This window comes from Sorangiineae bacterium MSr12523, from assembly GCA_037157775.1.
Classification (GTDB): domain Bacteria; phylum Myxococcota_A; class Polyangia; order Polyangiales; family Polyangiaceae; genus Pendulispora; species Pendulispora brunnea.
On record CP089982.1, the window covers coordinates 4210596 to 4233301 of the forward strand.

Consider the following 22706-nt stretch of genomic DNA (forward strand, 5'->3'; position numbering starts at 1 on the left):
ATGGAAGAATTTCTGAGTCTCACCCTCGACAACCCCGTCGTCCGAGATCATCAGGTTCTCGACCAGCACCTGTTGCCGGGTCTCGCATACATCGATTTGCTGTATGCGGTTTTCCGTAAGTACGGCCATGACTTCCGTTCGCTCGAATTGCGGAACGTGTCGATTTATCATCCACTCGCAATTGCGAAAGACCAAACGTTGCTCCTGCACATTCGTTGCACGGAGCATCGAGCGGATCGCTGGCGGATTGAAATCGAAGGTAAATTGCAGAGCGAAGCGAGCAAGCGTTATCTCTCCGCGGAAATGCACCAGCTGGATTCACCCGACTTCGATGAGTCCATCGATGTGGGCGCGATAGGGCATGGCGAGTGCCAAGCGTTCTCGTTGGACGAGATGTATGCGGAATACCGCAAGCAGGAGTTGGTGCACGGGCCTTTCATGCAAGCGCGCGGGCGCCTGGTTCGCACGGACGAGGCCATTCACATCGAGTGCGCCTTGAGCGAGGCGGCTCGGGAGAGTGCCGAGCACGTGATGTTCCATCCGGCCCTCATCGATGGCAGCGCCGTGTGCGGCGGGCTGGCCATGCTCGCGTGGTTGGAGCCACGTCGCGACGGGCAGCTGGCATTGCCCTTGGTGTACGAGTCGTTCCGCGCCCGGGAGTTGCTCCAAGAGCACTGCGTGGCGCGCATTCGCCGGAGTTCGATCCGGGAGGTGCAGGAGCTCCGTCAGTGCACCTTGGAGTTTTTCGACGCGGCCGGGCGCAAGGTCGCCGAGCTGAAAAATGTGACCAGCAAGGCGATTCGCGATCCTGGGTTGATCGACGGCCGCAGGGCGCAGCCCGCCGTGGCGGATGCGCGGCCCACCGTTGAAACGTTTCTGCGGGAGCTCCTCGCATCGAGGTTGCGCCGCCCCGTGCAGCAAATAGACCGCACCGCGCGATTCTACGAGCTTGGATTGCAATCGTCGGAGCTGCTGGAGCTCGCCCACGCCATCGAGGAAAAGGCCGGCACGTCGCTCTCGCCCACGCTGTTTTTCGAGTACGTGACGATTGCCGATCTGGCCGCGCACCTGGCCGATCTCGGGCATTTCTCCGCGGCAATCGAGACTCCGAAGGCCGCGCTGGGCACTTATGTGTTCCGGGGGGAAGATCCGTATTTGCAGGATCATCTGGTGTTGGGCGAGCCCGCTCTGATGGGCGTGACCCATCCGTGCTTGGCGGTGGAGTCGTATCGCGAGCGGGCGCGCAACTCGGGGCCCGTGGAGCTGCGAAATATCCGATTTCGCGGCGGCCCCATCACCTTGAAGAAGGGCGAAAGCGTCACGATTTCCGTGGGCTTTCACCCCGCCGATCGAGGCAGCTCGTTCAAGGTGGAATACGCCTCGGCGACCGAGGGAACGAAGATCTGCTGCGAGGGAGACTTCATTGGCGAGGCCACCACGGCGGCCGGTACCGTCGATGTGCCGTCCTTGCTCGCGAACGCAAGGCGCCTGAGTCAAACGGACATTGACCAGATCTATCGGCGCACGCGCGACTTCACCATCGGGCCGCTGCTCCGGACGGCCGAAGCCGTTTGGGTGGTGAACGAGAGCGTTCAAGTCATTCAGGTGAGCGTGGATCACGCGAGCGCACCGAGCTATGCGCTCGATCCGGTTGCGCTCTGCTCTTGCTATTTCTATTACAGCAACGACGCGGCGGCCTCGCGCATCTCCGTTCCGCTGGCCATCGAGAAACTGGTGGTGCACCGCCCGACGCCGCCGCGCTTCTACATCGTCTTTCGTACACGCATCCACCGAGCCGACTACGTATCGTTCGATGCGCAGCTCGTGTCGGAGTCGGGTGAGGTCGTCGCCTCGGTCGTCAATGCCTCGATCAAGGAGGTGACGCATCTGGGGGCGCTGGTCAACGCGTCCTTCGACAAGGAAGTCGTCTCGCGCTACGGGGCGGCCGAAGAAGCCGTTTCGGACATCGCCATCATCGGCCTGGTGGGTCGCTATCCGCAGGCGAAGGACATCGATCAGCTTTGGGCCAACCTGCAGGCGGGGCGCGATGCCATCACCGAGATCCCGGAGGCACGCTGGGATCACCGCGCCTACTTCGACCCGGAGAAGGGCAAGCCCGGCAAGAGCTACAGCAAGTGGGGCGGCTTCCTGGAGGATGTGGATCAGTTCGATCCGCTGTTCTTCAATATTTCTCCGCGCAATGCGGAGAGCCTGGACCCGCAGATCCGGCTGTATCTGGAAACGGTGTGGGAGCTGCTCGAGAGCACGGGCTACGGCCGGCAGGTGCTGCAAACCCAGTTCCAGGGCAACGTAGGGCTCTACGTGGGGTCGATGTCCCAGCAGTACCGCGGCTTCGGTCTCGATATCTCCAGAGAGTCGCTCGCGGCGCTTTCCTCCAGCGGCGACATCGCCAACCGGGTGTCGAATTTCTTCGATCTGAAGGGCCCGAGCATCGCCGTGGACTCCATGTGCTCGTCCTCGGCCATGGCCATTCATATGGCCTGCAGCGATCTGCAGCGCGGCGAATGCCAAATGGCCATTGCGGGCGGGGTGAACCTGCTGATTCACCCGCAGCGCTACGTGGGACTCAGCCAGGCGCAGATGGTGGGCAGCCATCCGGGCAATCGAAGCTTCGCCGCGGGCGATGGGTATCTCCCGGCGGAGGGCGTGGGCGCGGTGCTGCTCAAGCCCTTGCATGCGGCGGTTCGCGATGGGGATTCGGTCTGGGCGGTCATCAAGGCCACCTGCACGAACCATAGCGGTCGCTCGAGCGGCTACGCGGTGCCCGATCCCAACACGCAGGCGGCGTTGATTGAACGAACGTTGCGCAAGGCCGGAATCGATCCGCGGACCATTTCGTACGTCGAGTCTGCGGCGACGGGGTTCACGTTGGCCGACGCCGTCGAGCTGACGGCGCTCAAGAAGGCGTTCGCGAAGTTCACGAGCGATGCGGACTTCTGCGCGATGGGATCGGTGAAATCGCACATCGGTCATGCCGAGGCGGCGTCCGGGATTTCGCAGCTCACCAAGTTGGTGCTGCAGATGAAGCATCGCACGCTGATCCCGGCTTTGCCGGTCGAAACGGTGAATCCGAATCTGCGCTTCGGGGGCAGCCCGTTCCATTTGCTGCGCGAGGTCCGGTCGTGGAAGGCCGAGACGCCGCGCCGGGCGCTCATCAATTCGTTCGGCGCGGGCGGTTCCTACGTGAGCCTGGTCGTCGAAGAAGCCCACGCCACAAGAACGCCCGCGCAACGTGCGGCGACCGGACCGCAGACCATCGTGCTGTCAGCCATGGACGGGGAGCAACTGCCGCTCGTCGCGCAGAGGCTCTTGGACTACGCGACGTCCGCCCGCGACGTTGCCCTTGGGGACATCGCCTACACCTTGCTGCGACGGGAGCAGCTGCCCGCACGCCTCGCGTTCGTGGCGGCGAGCCTGGACGAATTGCGCACGCGATTGTCCACGTACCTGGAGTCTCCGTCACGGGAGGAACTCGCCCGGTCGTGGATGGCGGGCCTGGAGATCCCCGCGGAGCCGCCGCACGATCCGGGCGCCCGCATCGTTGCGCTGCCCACGTATCCGTTTCAGCGGCGGCGCTATTGGATGGATCCCGAGCCGCAAAAGCACCCGCTGCTGCATCGCGAGGTGTCCGCGCGCGAGTTTGCGAGCACGTTCCGCGGATCGGAATGGTTCCTCGAGGATCACGATCGGCTGTTCCCGGCGGTGGCGTACCTCGAGATGGCCAAGGCCGCGGGCGAAGCTGCCGAGGGCCAGAAGATCGCGGGCATTCGCAACGCGCTTTGGGTCTCTCCGAAGGTGATCGCGAACGGTGATGCCGAAATGCGCATCGCGCTCTCGGACGAGCACAATGGTTGCGGTTACACGGTGACCTCGGGGCAGGCGACCCACGCGCAGGGATTGCTCGTGTTCGAAGGCTCGCCGGACCGACCTGCAAGGCCACCGGCGCTGGACATCGAGGCACTCCAATTGCGCTGCGCGAGCCGTGTGGACGAGCGGACGCGCAACGAAGTGATGGGCATGCCCGCTTCCTACGACAAATCGTGGATCGAATCCCTGGCCCATTCCGATCAGGAAGCACTGGCAAAACTGCAGGCCCCAGGTGAACCCGAGGCGGGCAGCGGAGCGTTCTTCCTGCATCCGAACCTTGGGAATTCGGCGCTGATGGCCGCGATTTTTCTATCGCTCATCCAGGACGGCCAGCGTCAATGGCGATTCCCGTACACCTTGGAGGCGTTTTGGATTTACGCGGATATCCCGCGTACGGCCTACGTGTACGCGCGCCGAAGTCCGGGCGGAGCCTCGGGCGGTATCGGGAAATACGATATCGACGTGGTGGATGCGGGCGGTGAATGCGTCGTCGCGTTCCGAGGTTTTACGGCCGTTCCTGGTGTGTACGGCGCGAAAGAAAAGGAGCCTTCTGCGGAGATCGCCCCGGAGCAGTCGCTGCGCGATCGCGCGCTTCACGAGCTGACGCGGATGGCCTCGGGCGTGATCAAGTTGGAGGCGAGCCGGCTCGATCCGCGGGCGGAGCTTGCGCGTTATGGCTTCGATTCGATGGCGCTCACCGAGTTCACCAATCGGTTGAACAAGCGCTACGCACTCGAATTGATGCCCACGGTGTTCTTCGAGTGCTCCACATTTGGAGCCCTTGTCGATTACCTGGTGAAGCGTCACGAGCCGCAATTGCGCGCGGTCCACGCAAAGGCGGAGCCAAATCGCCGCGAGACCGTCCCCAAAGCCGTCACGCCCATGGCTCGTGCGGAGCGTCGAATCGAGGCGGTCGCGTCAGGCAACGAGCCGATTGCCGTGGTGGGCATGGTCGGGCGATTCCCGGGATCGCCCAGCGTCGACGACCTTTGGGAGAACATCGTCGCAAACCGCGATCTCATCGGCGAGGTCCCCGCGGATCGGTGGGATTGGCAGAAGTACTACGGCGATCCGAAGTCGGGGCCGGACAAGACGCTCGTCAAAACGGGCGGCTTCATGGCGGACGTCGATTGTTTCGACCCGTTGTTCTTCGGAATATCGCCGCTGGAGGCGCAGGGCATGGACCCGCAGCTGCGCCTGTTCATCGAGTGCGCGTGGGCGTGCATCGAGGACGCGGGCTACCGGCCCGGCAGCCTATCGGGCAGCAAAACCGGCGTGTTCATCGGTGTCTCCACGCTGGATTACAAGGACTTGGTCCACGGGCTGCACGGGCAGGGCGTAACCCAAGGCTTGTTCCATTTCTTGGTGGCCAATCGCGTTTCCTATCTTTTGGATCTGCACGGTCCGAGTGAGCCCATCGACACCGCGTGCTCCAGTTCCTTGGTGGCCATTCACCGCGCGGCGGGCTGCTTGCGCTCCGGCGAAATCGACGCCGCCGTGGTCGGCGGTGTCAACGTGCTGGCAAGCCCGGACGTCACCATTGGCGCGAGCCAAATGGGCATGCTCAGCGAAGATGGCCGGTGCAAGACCTTCGACCGCGGCGCCGACGGTTACGGACGCGGGGAAGGGGTGGCCGCGCTCTTTCTGAAGACATTGAGCCGCGCGCGCGCGGATGGCGACCGCATTTACGGGCTCGTTCGCGGCAGCGCGGAAAACCACGGCGGCAAAGCCACGTCGCCCACGGCGCCGAATCCATTGGCGCAGCAGGAGCTCATCGTCACGGCGTACACCAATGCTGGCATCGACGTGCGCACCATGGGATACATCGAGGCGCACGGCACGGGCACCGTGTTGGGCGATCCCGTCGAGCTCAATGGCCTCAAAGGCGCGTTTGCGCAATTGCAAGCGGCCCAGGGGATCACCGGTGCAATCGAACCGCATTGCGGTGTGGGATCGCTGAAGACGAACATCGGACACCTCGAGGCGGCGGCCGGAATTGCCGGTGTCGTCAAGGTGCTCATGATGCTCCGGCATGGGCGGATTCCCGGCAATCCGCATTTGCGGGAGCCAAATCCGTATTTGCAGCTGGAGGGCACTCCATTCTATCTGGTGCGGGAGACGTGCGCGTGGCCGGAGATGCGCGATGCGCAGGGGCGACCGGTGCCGCGCCGTGCAGGGGTGAGCAGCTTCGGCGTCGGCGGCGCGAACGCGCACGTGGTGCTCGAGCAATACCTGGAGCCGGAGCGCGCGCATTCCCATGCCCCGACGGCTTCGCACCCGGCGCTGATCGTCCTTTCGGCGAAGAACGAAGACCGATTGCAGGCGCAGGCCCAGCAGCTTTTGAAAGCGGTCTCGAACGAGGACTTTGCGGACGCGGACCTGACCGATCTCGCCTACACCCTTCAAGTGGGGCGCGAGGCCATGGAGCAGCGCCTGGCGTTCACGGCGGTCACACTCGAGGAGTTGCGCACGAAGCTCACGGGCTACCTCGAGGGGCCGGAATCCGATTCGGTGTACCGCGGCGAGGCGAAGAGAAACCATGGCGCGCTCGCCGTGATCGACCTCGACGAAGACATGGCGCAGGCCCTTGGCGCGTGGGTGGAAAAGGGCAAGCACGACAAGCTGCTGGAGCTTTGGTCCCAAGGCTTGTCATTCGATTGGTCGCGCCTGTACGCGAACGCGCCCACGCCGCGGCGCATCCGCCTGCCAACGTATCCCTTCGCCCGCGAGCGGTATTGGATCGAGACGGCGGGGCGTTCCCGCGTCTCGTTCACCGAGAAGGCGATCCATCCGCTGGTCCAACGCAACACGTCCAGCCTGCGCGAGCAGCGCTTCTCGTCGACGTTGCGTGCGGACGCCTTCTTCCTGAGCGATCATGTCGTCCGGGGCAGCCATGTGCTGCCCGGCGTGTGCTACCTCGAGATGGCAAGGGCAGCGGTCTCGGCGTCGTTGGACGAGGGGCAGGTCCCGCTCGTGTTGCAGGACATCGTGTGGGTGCAGCCGCTGGCGGTGGCCGATGCATGCGAGGTGCACATTGCTCTGGGCGGGCACGATGCCGGTGGAATCGATTTCGAGATTTATACGCAGCGGGAGGGCGAGGAGGTCGTCCATGCGCAGGGGCGTGCGGTGGTGCGCGAGCCCGAGGGCGCGCAACTGGATCTCTCTGCGCTGCAGTCCCAGTGTGGGCCGTCGCTCGACATCGCGCGTGCCTACGAGGCGCTGAGCGCGATCGGCATCGCGTACGGGCCGGCGCATCGCGGGCTCACGAGCCTGCAAGCTGGGACGGATGCGGATGGCCGGCGCTTCGTGATGGCGCAGGTGAAATTGCCGCCGAGCGCGAGCGCGGAGACGTATCACCTGCACCCCAGCGTCATGGATAGCGCGCTGCAGGCGTCGCTCGGTCTGTGGCCCCTCGATGAAACGGCGCGCCCGGCATTGCCGTTCGGGCTGGAGCGGTTGGACGTCCACGACCGCACGCCGGCGGAGGCCACCGTGGTGGTGCGTCCGCGCGAAGCGTCCGCCGGAGGCTTGCAGAAGCTGGACATCGATCTCTGCGATGCATCGGGCCGCGTGTGCGTACACTTCGCCGGCTTTACGTTGCGTGGGTTCGAGAGCGCTCCAAAAGAGACCCCGAGGCTCGGCGCGGTGCTCACGGTGCAACCCGCGGGGATTCCCGCGGCGCAGTACTTGAAGCAATTGCTGGCCTCCACGTTGAAGCTCGAGCCCAGTCGCATCGAGACCGATGCCCCGCTGGAGCGCTACGGCATCGACTCCGTGCTGGCGCTGAAGCTGGTGAACCAACTGGAGACGGTGTTCGGCTCGCTGCCGAAGACGCTGATGTTCGAGTACCAGAGCATCGATGCGCTGGCGCAGTACTTCATCGAGAACCACCGCGACACGTTGATGCCCCTGCTGGCCGTGCGCACGTCCGCCCCCGCGATCCCTGCGAGTAAGCTTGCGGTCGCCTCGAAGCGACGTCGCGGTCGGACAACGGGCGCGGTCCCGGTGCGTGCGGTCCACGCGATGGAGATTGCCATCATTGGGGTGAGCGGCCGGTACCCGCAGGCGTACGACCTCGCGGCGTACTGGGAAAACCTTCGCGACGGCAAGGATTGCATCGTGGAGATCCCCCCGGAACGGTGGGACCACAGCGTCTACTTCGACCCCGAGAAGGGCAAGCTGGGTAAGAGCTACAGCAAATGGGGCGGATTCATCGATGGCGTCGATGAATTCGATCCGCTGTTCTTCAATATTTCACCAAAAGAAGCGCAGCTCATGGACCCGCAGGAGCGCTTGTTCCTGCAGTGCGTGGTTCAAACACTGGAGGACGCCGGCTACACGCGCGAGGCCCTGAGGCGTCATCGGGCATCGGGGCTCGACGGCAACGTGGGCGTGTTCGTTGGTGTGATGTACGAAGAGTACCCGCTCTATGGCGTACAGGCGCAGGCTTTGGGCCAACCCATTGCATTGCAAGGCAGCCCCGCATCCATTGCCAATCGCGTTTCGTACTTCTGCAATTTTCACGGGCCGAGCATGGCCGTGGATACCATGTGTTCGAGCTCCCTGACCGCGATTCACCTGGCCTGCGAGAGCCTCCAACACGGCGGCTGCGAATTGGCCATTGCCGGTGGGGTCAACGCGTCGATTCATCCGAATAAATATTTGCATTTGGCCCAAGGCCAATTCGCGTCCAGCATGGGCCGCTGCGAGAGCTTTGGCCAGGGTGGCGATGGCTACGTACCGGGCGAAGGCGTCGGTGCGGTCCTCCTCAAGCCGCTGCACCAGGCGATTGCCGACGGCGACCACGTTTACGCCGTGATCAAAGGCACCAGCATCAACCATGGCGGCAAGACCAACGGTTACACGGTGCCCAATCCGGTGGCGCAAGCCCAGGTCATTGCCCGCGCGCTGCAGGCATCGGGGGTCGAGCCGCGTGCGGTGAGCTACATCGAGGCGCACGGCACGGGAACGAGCTTGGGCGATCCCATCGAAATCGCCGGGCTCGCGCAGGCCTTCGGGCGCTTCACGAAGGATACGCAGTTTTGCGCCATCGGCTCGGCGAAGTCGAACATCGGCCACCTGGAGAGCGCCGCCGGCATCGCGGGCGTGACGAAGGTGCTCTTGCAAATGCGGCATCGCATGCTGGTGCCGAGCCTGCACGCGGAGGTACTCAATCCGCACATCGATTTCGAGCGCACACCTTTCAAAGTGCAGCAGCACCTCGAACCTTGGCAGCGTCCCGTCGTCGGCACGCGGGAGTACCCTCGCATTGCGGGTATCTCCTCGTTCGGGGCGGGTGGTGCGAATGCCCACGTCATTCTCGAGGAATATGACGCCGGCGAGGATCCCGCCACGCGACCCGTGACACCGGAGCATCCGGCGCTCATCGTTTTGTCGGCGAAAACCGACGCGCGCCTTCGTGAGCAGGCGCGGCAGCTGCTGGCCCACGTGGAGCGCCATCCGGATCATCGATTGTCGAACATCGCCTACACCTTGCAAACCGGCCGCGAGGCGATGGAGCAACGGTTGGCGTTCACCGCCTCGAACCTCGATTCCCTTCGCGAAAAGCTCATTGGTTATCTGGACGGGGCACTCGAGAAAGGACGAATCGAGGAGTGCTTCCGGGGCGAGGTGAAAACGAACAAGGACGCGTTGTTCGGTTTGAGTGCCGACGAGGACATCGCCAGCTTGATCCGTACGTGGCTGGAAAAAGGCAAGTACGGCAAGCTGCTGGAGCTCTGGGTCAAGGGCCTCGCCTTCGACTGGAGTCAATTGTATCCAGACGGTACCCCGCGGGGAATCCCGCTGCCGGCATATCCCTTTGCGCGGGATCGGTATTGGGCGGAAATCCCCGCGATAGGCCGGGGCATGTTGACGGAACGAGTGCTGCATCCGCTCGTACATCGAAATATCTCGAGCTTCGACCTACAGCGCTTTTCGTCGACCTTCGACGGAAGCGAATCCTTCTTGCGCGATCACCGGGTCCAGGGCAGCAAGGTCCTGCCGGGCGTGTGCTACCTGGAGATGGCGCGCGCAGCCGCGGCGGCTTCCCTGGAGTGCGACGCCGATACTGCATGGACCTTGCGAAACGTGGTGTGGATGCGCCCCGTGGTGGTGGACGCGGCGTGCGAGGTCCACATCCGGTTGCGAATGTCGGAGGAAGGCGCCATTGAATTCGAGGTCTACTCGGAGGGCGACGTCGTGCATGCGCAGGGGCAGGTGGTCCTCGAGCCGCGCGACAATGAAGTGGCAACGGCGCGCTGGGTCGATCTTTCGGCCTTCCGGTCTCGGGCGGATCGGACGCTGGATGTCGCGCAGTGCTACGAGACGTTCCGTGCGATGGGGCTCGACTATGGTCCTGCGCATCGAGGTCTCTCGGCGCTCCAGGCGGGAACCGACGCCGATGGCCGACGTTTCGTTCTGGCGCAGGTGGCGTTGCCGTCGGGTGTGCGCGAAATGCCCGAGGCGCAGCATTGCGTGTTGCACCCGAGCGTGCTGGATAGCGCGCTGCAAGCCTTGATCGGATTCAGCCTGGCCGACGACGCCGCAACCGGGCCGCGTCCGGCCTTGCCGTTTGCGCTGCACAAGCTCGAGTGCCTGGATCGCAGTCCGAGCCCGGCCTGGGTCTTGATTCGACCCAGCGGAGCGGCCTGGGACATCGATGTTTGCGATGAATCGGGCCGCGTGTGCGTGCACCTCGGCGGGCTGGCTGCGCGCGAGGTGTCGGCCGATGCCGCGGGGACGTTGCTCCTCACGCGGGCGTGGGAGGCCAAGCCGCTTGCCACCGATATCGAAAAAGCCAACTACGGAGAGCATTGGATCTGCCTCGATCCGGCGTATGCCAACTTGGCCCCGCAGCTCGAAGCGCGCTGGCCGTCCATCCGCTGGTCGATCGTGCCGGCGGAAGCCGCGCCCGAGGATCGCGTTGCCGCAGCGGGCGAGCACGTGCTCGCGAAGGTCCAGGGGCTGTTGCGGGAACGGCCGAAGAACCCGGTGCTGTTTCAGGTGCTCCTGAGCGCCAAAGGCGAATTCTTGCAGGCGCTGGGCGGGCTTCTCAAGACGGCGCGCCAGGAGAATCCCAAGTTGGTGGGCCAGGTGATCACGCTGCCCGAAGCGGCCGACCTCGACGTGGTGTCGAGCATCCTCGACGAGAATCGGCACGACGCGGCCCAGGGCGACACGGAGATCCGTTACATCGCCGGCGCGCGTGAGGTGCCGCACTTCCGAGAGTTGCAAGAGCCGAGCGGTCCCATCGCGGGGGACGTGCCGTGGAAAGATGGCGGCGTTTATCTGATCACCGGCGGAGCAGGCGGGTTGGGTCGCATCATGGCCCGCGAAATTGCACGCCGGGTCGAGGATGCGACCATCGTTCTGACAGGACGTTCTCCGCTTGGCGACGAGAAGCTGGCCGCCCTTCGCGCACTGGGCTCGGCGCACATCGAGTATTGCGCGCTGGACGTGTCGGATGCGCACGCGGTTCACGAATGCGTCCGCGACATCGTCCGCCGGCACGGCTCGTTGGATGGCATCGTGCACAGTGCGGGGGTGCTCCGGGATGCCTTTCTGATCCAAAAGAGTGAGGAAGCCTTCCACGAGGTTTTGGCCCCCAAAGTTCGCGGTGCGCTGCACTTGGACCAGGCCACCCGCGACGTGGCGCTCGATTTCTACATCTTGTTTTCGTCGGTGGCCGGCGTATTCGGGAATCTCGGGCAAAGCGATTATGCCATGGCCAATGCCTTCCTGGATCGCTTTGCCGAGAAGCGCGTCGGGCAGGGTAGAACGCTCTCCATCGATTGGCCGCTGTGGGCCGAAGGCGGAATGAGCGCGGACGAGGCGACCAAGGATTCCATGCGCGAGCGCGGTTACGAGGTTCTGTCCACGGAGGCGGGCATCGAGGCGCTGTACCGCGCGTGGCGAAGCCGAGCGTCGCAAGTGGTGGTTCTGTCCGGAGAGCGGCGAAAGCTCACGGCGCTGCTGGGCGTGAAGCCGGCGAAAGCGGCGAAGAGGCCGGTCGTGGGCCACGAGCCCGTCGTGGCAGACCAGGCAAACCAGGGCGAGCAGGGCGAGCTGCTCGAAAAGGTCCAGGCTACGCTGATCGAAATCGTATCCCGGCAGTTGAAAATGAAGCTCGAGGACGTCGATCCCGAGAAGCAACTCGGCGACCTGGGATTCGAGTCCGTGAGCCTGACCGCCTTTGGCAAGAGTGTCGACAAGGTCTACGGCCTGGAGACGAGTCCGGCCATCTTCTTCGAGTACTCCACCGTTCGCAGCTTTGCGGAGTACCTCGTCGCCGAACACGCCGCGCAGCTCCAAGCGAAGCACGCGATCGCCCGGCCGAGTGTGCCTTCCCAAGCGCGTTTGCCGCGTTCGAAGGTCGCTCCCAGCGTCCGCGAACATCGCAGCGCTCCCGCGCAACCTGCGAACGAACCCATTGCAATCATCGGGGTGAGCGGCTGCTTCCCCGGCGCACCGGATCTGGAGTCGTTCTGGGACAACCTTCGCGACGGCAAGGACAGCATCACGGAGGTTCCCTCGAGCCGTTGGGATTGGCGCGCCATCTACGGCGCACCGTCCGAGGAGGGCAACAAGACGCTCATCAAATGGGGCGGATTCATCGAGGGCGTGGAGGAATTCGATCCGCTGTTCTTCAATATTGCACCACGCGAGGCGCGCTCGATGGACCCGCAGCAGCGGTTGCTCCTGACGTTCGCGTGGAAGGCCATCGAGGATGCGGGGTATTCGGCCCAGAGCCTGTCCGGCAGCAAGACGGGCATCTTCGTGGGCACGGCCAGCAGCGGCTACGCCGAGATGGGTGTGCAAAGCAGCGCATCGACGGAGGGCTACCACTCCACCAGCGCCATCGCCTCGATCGGACCGAATCGGGTCAGTTATCTACTGAACATTCATGGCCCCAGCGAGCCGGTGGAAACCGCGTGCTCGAGCTCTTTGGTCGCGATCCACCGCGCCGTGCGCGCCATGCGGGCCGGCGAATGCGAAATGGCACTGGCTGGCGGCGTCAACACGATGGTCACGCCGTGGGCGCACATCATTCTTGGCAAGGCAGGCATGCTCTGCGAGGACGGGCGCTGCAAAACCTTCTCCAAGGATGCCAATGGCTACGTGCGCGGCGAAGGCGTGGGGATGCTGGTTCTCAAGAACCTCTCGGCCGCCGAACGTGACGGCGACCACATTTACGCATTGATCCGCGGCAGCTCCGAGAATCACGGCGGACGTGCCAGCTCGCTGACCGCGCCCAATCCGAAGGCGCAGGCGGACGTGATCAAGTCGGCCATGTTGGAAGCCGGAATCGATCCGCGCACCGTGACGTACGTGGAAACCCATGGTTCGGGCACGCCATTGGGCGATCCCATCGAGATCAATGGTTTGAAAAGCGCATTCACGGAGCTCTCCGACGGTGCGGCGGCGCAGGAAGGCATCTGCGGGCTTGGCTCGGTGAAGACGAACGTCGGACACCTGGAATTCGCCGCCGGTGTGGCGGGCGTCATCAAGGTGTTGCTGCAGCTGCGGCATCGCACCTTGGTGAAGAGTCTGCATTGCGAGGAGATCAATCCGTACATTCAATTGCAAGGCAGTCCGTTTTACATCGTGAATGCCACGCAGCCGTGGCCGGCAAAGTCGGACGGGGAGGGGCGGCCGCTGCCGCGCAGGGCGGGGGTCAGCTCGTTCGGATTCGGTGGCGTCAATGCGCACGTCGTGCTCGAAGAATACGTGGCACGGGCTCCGGCGAAGTCACCTCGGACGATCACGTCCGAGCAGCCGGCCCTCTTGGTTCTCTCGGCCAGGACGAAGGCGCAGCTGCTCGAGCAGGCGCGCCAACTCGCGGCGCATCTGGCCCAGCGCATCGAGCATCGGGACGGCGACCTTGCCGATATCGCGTATACGCTGCAGGTGGGCCGTGAGCCTCTGGAGCATCGGTGGGCGTGCAGCGCGGTCACCATCGAAGAAGCCCACGCGACGTTGATCCGTTACGTGCACGGACACACCGGCGATGAAGAGCTGCCCGAGCTCCTCCAGCGATGGGTGCAGGGTGCATCCATCGATTGGCCGGCGCTGTACGCCGAGTCGCGTCCCCGGCGCGTGAGCCTGCCAACGTACCCCTTTGCCCGGGACCGGTATTGGCTGAACGACGCCAAACCGCAATCGCCGCCACAGCCACCGCCGTCGCCCACCGAATCCGATGCGCTGAGTGCCGTTCTCGATGCGTTGCTCGCCAACGAAATGGATCTCCACGACGCGGCCGAGAAAGCGAAGCAATTACTCATGGAAGGCGTTCAATGACCCAGTTGGTCGAGTACCTGCTCAAGGAAATGAAGGCCGGTCGCCTCTCGAAGGCCGACGCGTTGCATCTCCTTGCCCAGCAGCGCAGCCCGATGAGCAACGGTGGCCATGCCGGCCATCCTCTGGCGCAGCGAAATACCTCCAGCCTCGACGGGCAGCGATTCTCGTCGACGTTGCGCGGCGACAGCTTCTTCCTGAGCGATCATGTCGTGAAGGGCCGAAAGATGCTGCCCGCCGTGTGCTACCTCGAGATGGCCTGCGCGGCCGTTCGCGCCTCGCTCGAGCAGCGAGCTGGCGTCGCGTTGCGGGATATCCGCTGGCTGCGGCCGCTCGTCGTGAGTGACGTGCGCGAGGTGCATATCGCGTTGCACCGGCAGGAGGGCGGCGACGTCGCGTTCGAGATCTACACCGACGTCGTTCACGCGCAGGGCCTCGCTCGCCTGACGGATTCGCCCGCGCTTCCGCCCATCGACGTGGCGGCACTTCGCGCGCGTTGCGATCGATCCATCGAGCGTGCCCGCGTCTATTCGGCATTCCAGTCCATTGGATTGGAGTACGGCCCCGCCCATCAGGGACTCACGGCCGTGCACGTCGGGACGGATACCGACGGTCGCCGCTTCGTCGTGGCACGGGTCGAACTCCCCGTTGGCGTAGGTTCGACACGCGACCAATTCGCGCTGCATCCGAGCGTCCTGGATGGTGCGTTGCAGGCTTCCCTGGGCCTGGTGCTGGACGACGGCGGGCTCCAGCCGGCATTGCCGTTTGCTTTGGACGCGCTGGACGTCGTGGATCGCACGCCTGCATTGGCATGGGTCATCGTTCGGCCGCGCGAGATGGGAAGCGTTCAGCGCTTGGACATCGATGTCTGCGACGAAGACGGTCGCGTGTGCGTGCACCTTGGGGGCTTTGCCTCGCGCGTCGTTTCGGAAAGCGAGACCCGCGAAGAGCTCCCGGCGCGCACCATGACGCTGACGCCGCGCTGGGAGGCGCAGCCGCCGGCGTGGACCACGGCGTGGCCCTCGGCGGAAAGCTCCGTCTTGCTCGTCGGCGATGCGCCGGAGCGGTTTGCACCCATGGAGTGGTGGCGCCAGCGCCACCCGCGTCTGCATACGCTGCTCGCGGGCCCGGATGCCTCCGTGGAGACCCTGAGTGCACGCATCGCCGCGGCGGGCCCCATCGATCACGTCATTTGGCTGGCGCCGCCGAGCGCAATGCACTCGCTTGCGGACGAGGCCATTCTCGAAGGCCAAGAAGCCGGCGTCGTCGCTCTATACCGTTTGGTCAAGTCGCTGCTGTCACTCGGATACGGCGAGCGCGCCCTGGGCCTCAGCGCCATCACCTGGCAAGCGCAGCCTGTCTCCCAGGCGGAACGCATCGACCCGACGCACGCGAGCGTGCACGGCCTGATCGGCTCTCTGGCAAAAGAATACGAAGGATGGAAAGTACGCCTGGTCGACCTGCCCTCGGAGGTGAATCCCAAGGAGGCCCTCGCCGCCGAAACCCTGCGTCTTCCCGCCGACCCGCAGGGCAACGCCTGGGCGTACCGCCACGGCGAGTGGTACCGGCAGCAACTCGTCCCCTGCGAACTCGAGGCGTCCAAGCAGCCACATTACCGTCACGGCGGCGTTTACGTGGTGATCGGAGGTGCAGGCGGGCTCGGTGAAGTCTTCAGCGAACACCTGATTCGACAGCACCAGGCGCACGTCGTTTGGGTGGGGCGTCGCGAAGAGAATGCCGAAATCCGGGCCAAGATTGCCCACCTCTCGAAGTTGGGACCGGCGCCCACGTACATCCAGGCGGATGCCGCGGACCGCGATGCCTTGGACCGCGCGTACCGGACCGTCAAGGTGCGCCATGGCGCCATTCACGGTGTGGTGCACACGGCCATCACCCTTCTCGACAGCCGCCTCGCGCAAATGGACGAGGCGCGTTTTCGCGCGAGCCTGAGCACCAAAGCGGATATCAGCGTGCGCATCGCCCAGGTGTTCGCCCAAGAGCGCCTGGATTGGGTGCTGTTCTTTTCGTCGACCCAGAGCTTTTCGAAGGTGGCCTGGCAAAGCAATTACGCTGCCGGCTGCACCTTCGAGGACGCCTTCGCCCACCAGCTCGGCCACCAGTGGCCTTGCGCCGTGAAGGTGATGAACTGGAGCTATTGGGGAAGCGTCGGCATCGTGGCCTCCGAAGCGTACCGCGCGCGTCTGGCGCAATTCGGTGTGGGCTCGATCGAGCCGGACGAAGGCCTGCCCGCCCTGGAACGGCTGCTCGGCGCGTCGTTGTCCCAAGTGGCCTTGATCAACGTCATTGGGCCCCAGGCGCTTTCTGCCATCGGTGCGGTCTCCGACACGATGGAGACGCTCGAGGGCTCGGCGCCGTCGGTGATCGAGCAGCTGCCCCGCAGCGCCAAGCGCACCTTTGCCGTCGATGCGCGCGCGGCGGAGACCCTGCGCGATTTGGACCGAATGCTTGCGCGATTGTTGCTCGTGCAACTGCGCTCGGTGGGCCTGTTCACGACGGCCGGTCGATCGAATGGGGCCGGGCGGGCGCGGCCCGAACTGCCGGCCCTGTACGAGCGCTGGCTCGAAGAGAGCGCCCGCGTACTCGTCGAGCAGGGCTACGCCAGCGATGCGCCGGCGCCGGATCCGGAGGCCGTATGGTCCGAGTGGGACGCGCACAAGCGCGTGTGGGCCGAAGAGCCGGGGCTCCGTGCACAATTGAATCTGGTGGACGTGACCCTGCGCGCATTGCCGGCCATTTTGACGGGCCAGCGCCCCGCGACCGATGTTCTCTTTCCGGGGTCGTCGTTGGCATTGGTGGAGGGCGTTTACAAGCACAACGCCGTCGTCGGCTATTTCAATGACGTATTGGCGGACACGGTGGTCGAGTACATCGAGGCCCGGCGGCGAAGCGATCCCAACGCAAAGATACGGATTCTCGAGATCGGCGCAGGAACGGGCGGCACCAGCGAGAAGGTATTCCGCTGGCTCGAACCGCACGCGCGCGCGGTGGCCGAATATGCATACACGGATATCTCCAAAGCCTTTTTGTTGCACGCGCAACAGTCGTACGGTCCGACGGCGCCGTATCTGACGTACCATCTGTTCGACGTCGAGCAGCCGGTTCGGCCGCAGGGCCTCGAGCTGGGCGCCTACGATCTGGTGATTGCCACCAACGTGCTGCATGCGACGAAGCGCATTCGAAACACGATTCGAAATGCCAAAGCCGTATTGAAGCGCCACGGACTTTTGCTCCTGAACGAGGTCGCCGACCGCAGTCTGTTCGCGCATCTGACCTTTGGCTTGCTCGAAGGCTGGTGGCTCTACGAGGATGCCGCCTTGCGGATTGCCGGAACACCGGTGCTCTCGCCGGCGACGTGGCAACACGTGTTGGAAGAGGAAGGGTTCCAACATGTCGCGTTCCCGGCGCGTGCGGCGCACGGGCAAGGGCAGCAGATCGTCGTGGCGGAGAGCGACGGCATGGTTCGGCAAGCGCGCCCGGCGCGGGCCGCGGAAGAGAAACGAAGCGACGCTCGACCGGCCCGAGTCCCGAGCGGGCGGCTGCGCGCCCGGACCGTGGCGGAGCTCACGAACGTCGTGAGCCGGACCTTGGGGGCGTCGGTGCACGAGCTGGGCGAGAACGAGCCGCTGCCGAAGTTCGGCCTGGACTCGATCCTCGTGGTCAGCTTGACGAACGAGTTGAAGAAGTTTTTCCCCGAGCTCTCGAGCACCGTCTTCTTCGAGCGGCAGACGATTGGCGCGCTGGCCGATTACCTCGGCGAGACGGATCCCTCGGCCGCTGCGCGCTGGGTCGGAATGGCCGAGGAGCCCGCACCCGCTGCGCCGCCCGCGGCTGCGAAGGCGCCGCGTGCCCGCCCCGTGGTGACGCGCCCCAAGGAGATCGAGCCGTCGTCCAGCATCGCGATCATCGGATTGAGCGGCCGTTATCCGCAAGCGCCCACCGTCGCACAATTCTGGGAGAACCTGCGCGCGGGCAAAAGCGGTATCTCCGAGATTCCGCGCGACCGCTGGGATCACAGCCTCTATTTCGACGCGGAAAAGGGTAAACCCGGTAAGAGCTATAGCAAGTGGGGCGGCTTTCTCGACGCCATCGATCGTTTCGACCCGCTCTTCTTCCGTATTTCGCCGGCCGAGGCCGAGAGGTTGGACCCGCAGGAGCGGCTATTTCTCGAGGAGGCTTGGGCCAGCATCGAAGACGCGGGGTATACCCCGGCCACGTTGAGCGGAACCCGCAAAGTCGGTGTGTACGTCGGCGTGATGAACAGCACGTACCTGAGGCACTCCAGCTATTGGTCGATTGCCAATCGCATATCGTACGTTTGCGACTTTCAAGGCCCGAGCATGGCCGTGGATACCGCGTGCTCCAGCTCCCTGACGGCCATCCACCTGGCCGTGGAAGCCATCCAGAGCGGTGCGTGCGAAGTGGCCATTGCGGGCGGCGTGAATCTGATTGTCGACCCCGTGCAATATACGAACTTGTCGGCGATGAACATGCTGTCCAGCGACGACCGCTGCAAGGCGTTCGGCTCGAGCGCGGACGGCTTCGTCGATGGCGAGGGCGTTGGCGCCATCGTGCTGAAGCCGCTGCATCGGGCCGAAGCCGATGGCGATCACATTTACGGTGTGATCAAGGGAAGCTTGGTGAATGCCAGCGGCCGCACGAACGGCTACACCGTGCCCAATCCAGCGGCGCAGCGCGATCTCATCGAGGCCGTGCTCCGAAAGAGCCAGGTCGATCCGCGCGCCGTCAGCTACATCGAGGCGCACGGAACCGGTACGGAGCTGGGCGACCCCATCGAGATTGCCGGCTTGACGCAAGCCTTCGCGTCGCAAACGCAAGATCGCCAGTATTGTGCCATTGGCTCGCTGAAGTCGAACATCGGTCATCTCGAGAGTGCCGCGGGCATTGCTGCGGTGACCAAGGTGCTGCTGCAAATGCGGTATCGGCAGCTCGTGCCAAGTTTGCACGCGCAGACATTGAATCCGCACATCGATTTCGAACGCACGCCGTTCAAGGTGCAGCAGCACCTGGAGGAATGGCAAGGCTCTCCGCGCATTGCGGGCGTTTCGTCGTTTGGCGCCGGTGGATCCAATGCGCACGTGATTCTCGAGGAGTACGATGCCCCGGAGGCGCCGGCATCTGCAGTGACGCGCGAGCATCCGGCGCTGATCGTCCTGTCGGCCAAAACGGAAGATCGATTGCGCGCGTACGCGGAGCAGCTGCTCGCCGTGCAGCACGCGGATGGCGATTTGGCGCGGGTGGCGTATACGCTCCAGGTCGGCCGCGAGGCGATGGATCACCGCCTGGCGTTCACGGCGAGCAGCATGCGTGAGCTCCGCGAAAAGCTTCGTGGATACCTCGATGGCCAGGGCGCCAAAGGCGAAATCGACGACTTCTACACGGGGCAGGTCAAGCAAGAGAAGGAGACGCTCTCACTGTTTGCCGCGGACGAGGAGCTGCGCGAGGCCGTTGCCAAATGGATACAGCGCGGCAAGTACGGCAAGTTGCTCGAGCTGTGGTCCAAAGGTTTGCAGCTGGATTGGCGCGCGCTTTACGGCGATCGCATGCCTCGGCGGATTTCGCTGCCGACGTATCCATTTGCGCGCGAGCGTTATTGGCTGGAGGACCGGGCGGGTGCACCGCCGGCAGACGCACCGCGTCCGATCGAAATCGCACAGCCAGCGCAACCCGCGGAAAGCGCTCCCGCGGACGCGAGCATGCTGTTTGCGGAGGAGTGGACGCCCTGCGAATTGCCCGATGCGGCGTCGCTTTCGCATGCGTCGACCCTCGTGGTCTTTCTCTCCGATCCGGTTCACCAGGCGGCCGTGTCCTCCGCGGTTCGGGCCACGGTGATCTTCGTTTCCGAATCGGAATCGCTCGAGGAGGCTTTGCCACGCATCGCCGCGCGGCACGACCGAATCGACGCAATTTGGTATTTGTGGCCGCTCGAGAATGCGGACCGCGTGCAGGACGCGGCGGGGGTCGCGAGGCTGCTCCAAGGTCTGGCCGCGGCGGGCATTCAGGAGACCACGGTGTTGCTGGCAGGCGCGTACGGATCCGCCATCGAGCGTTGCCACCTGGAGTCGTGGATTGGCTACGAGCGCTCCGTGAAGCAGGTGATGCCCGGTATTCGGCTCGCCGTCATCCACGAGCCGCGCGGGGCGTGGGACTCCGACGTGGCCGCCCGTTGGGTGGGCCGTCTTGTCCACGAGCAGCAGGCGGCGAAGCTCGAGAGCGCGCTGTACCTCGAGGGGCGCCGGCACACCCTGCGCGTTCAGGCCATCGCGGCCGAGGCCGAACCCGCGTCGCCGTTGCGCCATGGCGGCACGTACCTCATCACGGGCGGCCTCGGAGGACTCGGGTACCTCTTTGCCGAGCACCTGGCGAAGCGTTACGCCGCGCACCTCATTCTCATTGGGCGCTCGCCGATCGACGCGGGCAAGGCTTCCCAGCTCGAGGCGTTGCACGCGTTGGGCGGCGAGGCCATGTACATCGCGGCCGACGTGGCCGACCGCGAACGGATGCGCGAGGCCGTGGAGCAGGGCAACGATCGATTTGGAACGATCCATGGCATCATCCACGCCGCCGGGGTCGAAAGTCGCGAAGGCCTGTTGGGCAAAAATCTGCGAAGCCTCGAAGCCGTGCTGTCGCCCAAGATGGCGGGCACGATGGTTCTCCACGAGCTCTCCAAAGAACAGCGGGCCGGCTTCGTGTGCCATTGCTCCTCGTCGTCGGCCATTCTGGGCGATTTTGGCTCATGCGATTACGCGGTCGCCAATCGCTTCGAGTTGGCACATGCGAAGTACGCGGCGGACAACGCGGTCGCCATCTGCTGGCCGCTCTGGGCAGGCGGTGGAATGCGGCTTCGCGACGAGGCAGCGACCCAGCTTTACCTGCGCTCGAGCGGCCAGCGCGCACTCGAGGCCGCGGAGGGGTTGGAGCTCTTCGAGCAAGTGTTGGCCCTGCATTGGACGAGCGGCGCGCACCATGCGCTGGTGATGTGCGGCCAGGAGGAGCGCGTGGAGCGCATGCTCGGCGTCGGCGCGGAGACTGCACAGGAGTTCCCGCAACCGGAGCGGGTCGCCCGTCGTCGCCGCCCGGAGCTGCACGGCCTTTCGATTGCACAATGCATCTCGTGGGAGGTGCAAGACATGGCTGCGGAGCTCCTGAAGCTGCCGCGCGAGCGCCTCGATGTGAACGAGAATTTGTCCGAGTTTGGGTTCGACTCCATCGCCCTTGCGGAATTCGCCAAACGATTGTCCTCGCGCTACACGCTGGATATCGCGCCGTCGATCTTTTTCAGCTACGGCACGCTATCGAAGTTGGCGGAGCACCTCGCCAGCGCCCACGGCGACGTCATGCATCGGCATTACACGGAGGATGCTCCAGAGGCCGCCCGCCCCAAGCCGACCCGCCCGATGCCCATGAAGGCGCCCGCGCCCGTCTCCGTCCCGGTCGAGGTGGCAGCAATGCCGACCGCCGACGGCACGCCCGAGCCCATCGCGATCGTGGGCATGAGCGGCCGCTTTCCCGACGCGCGCAGCGTGGACGAATTGTGGCAAATCCTGGTGTCGCAAAAGGAAGCGGTGCGGGAGATCCCTCTCGAGCGCTTCGATTGGCGCGCGGTTTATCAGCCGCAGACGGCCGACGCGAACTTCAATGCCGCGTCGCCCGGGAAGACGAATAGCAAATGGCTGGGCGCTTTGCCCGGTGCCGATGAATTCGACCCCGCCTTCTTCGAAATATCACCGAAGGACGCGGAGCTCATGGACCCGCGGCAGCGCCTGCTGCTGCAGGAGTCGTTCACCGCCCTCGAGGATGCAGGCTACGGCAATCCGCAACGGAGCACGCACCGCATCGGCATGTTCGTCGGCGCCGAGCAGGGGGACTATCAAACGTTGCTCGTTCGAAGTGGCGTCGAGAACAGCGCCACGGCCAACCACGATGCCATTCTGGCGGCGCGTCTGTCGTACTTTTTGAACCTGCGCGGTCCGGCGATGACGCTGAACACCACGTGCTCGTCGGGGCTGGTGGCGCTGCACCAAGCGTCTCTCAGCTTGCGGGCCGGCGAGTGCGATGCGGCCATCGCGGCGGCAGTGAATCTCATGCTGACCCCCGATACGTACATCGGCATGGGGCAAGCCGGCATGCTGTCGCCGGATGGCAAGTGCTACGCGTTCGACCGTCGCGCGAACGGCATGGTGCCGGGTGAGGCGGTGGTGGCCATCGTTCTCAAGCGCCTTTCCAAGGCGCAGGCCGATGGCGATCCGATTCATGCGGTGATCCGCGGCAGCGGGATCAACTACGACGGCAAGACGAATGGCCTGACGGCGCCCAGTGGTTTGGCGCAGGCCGAGCTTCTTGGCGACGTGTATGCGCGCGCGAACATCGATCCTCGGCAGATCGAATACATCGTTACCCACGGAACGGGGACGCGGTTGGGCGATCCGATCGAGATCCATGCGCTGCGGGACGTCTTCAAAGACGTTGAGGCTCGGGAGCCT

General features: G+C 64.6%; 2 protein-coding genes (1 of these 2 only partly in view). Both read left to right on the top strand.

All coding sequences use genetic code 11. The annotated features are described in order from the left end of the window. A complete protein-coding gene (locus tag LZC95_16885; GenBank protein ID WXA98502.1) occupies positions 1-14187 on the top strand; it encodes an SDR family NAD(P)-dependent oxidoreductase in 14187 nt (4728 codons plus the stop codon). Continuing rightward, a protein-coding gene (locus LZC95_16890) for an SDR family NAD(P)-dependent oxidoreductase (GenBank protein ID WXA98503.1) crosses the window boundary here: on the top strand, positions 14184-22706 show its 5' portion. 5988 nt of this gene lie beyond the right edge of the window; 8523 of the gene's 14511 nt are visible here — the first part of the coding sequence; it begins with the start codon at positions 14184-14186; its stop codon lies off the right edge, out of view. The genes LZC95_16885 and LZC95_16890 overlap by 4 nt, the downstream gene beginning before the upstream one ends.

Excerpts from the sequence above, each read along its gene's own strand:
- LZC95_16885 (WXA98502.1), top strand. The coding sequence starts at position 1 with ATGGAAGAATTTCTGAGTCTCACCCTCGACAACCCCGTCGTCCGAGAT.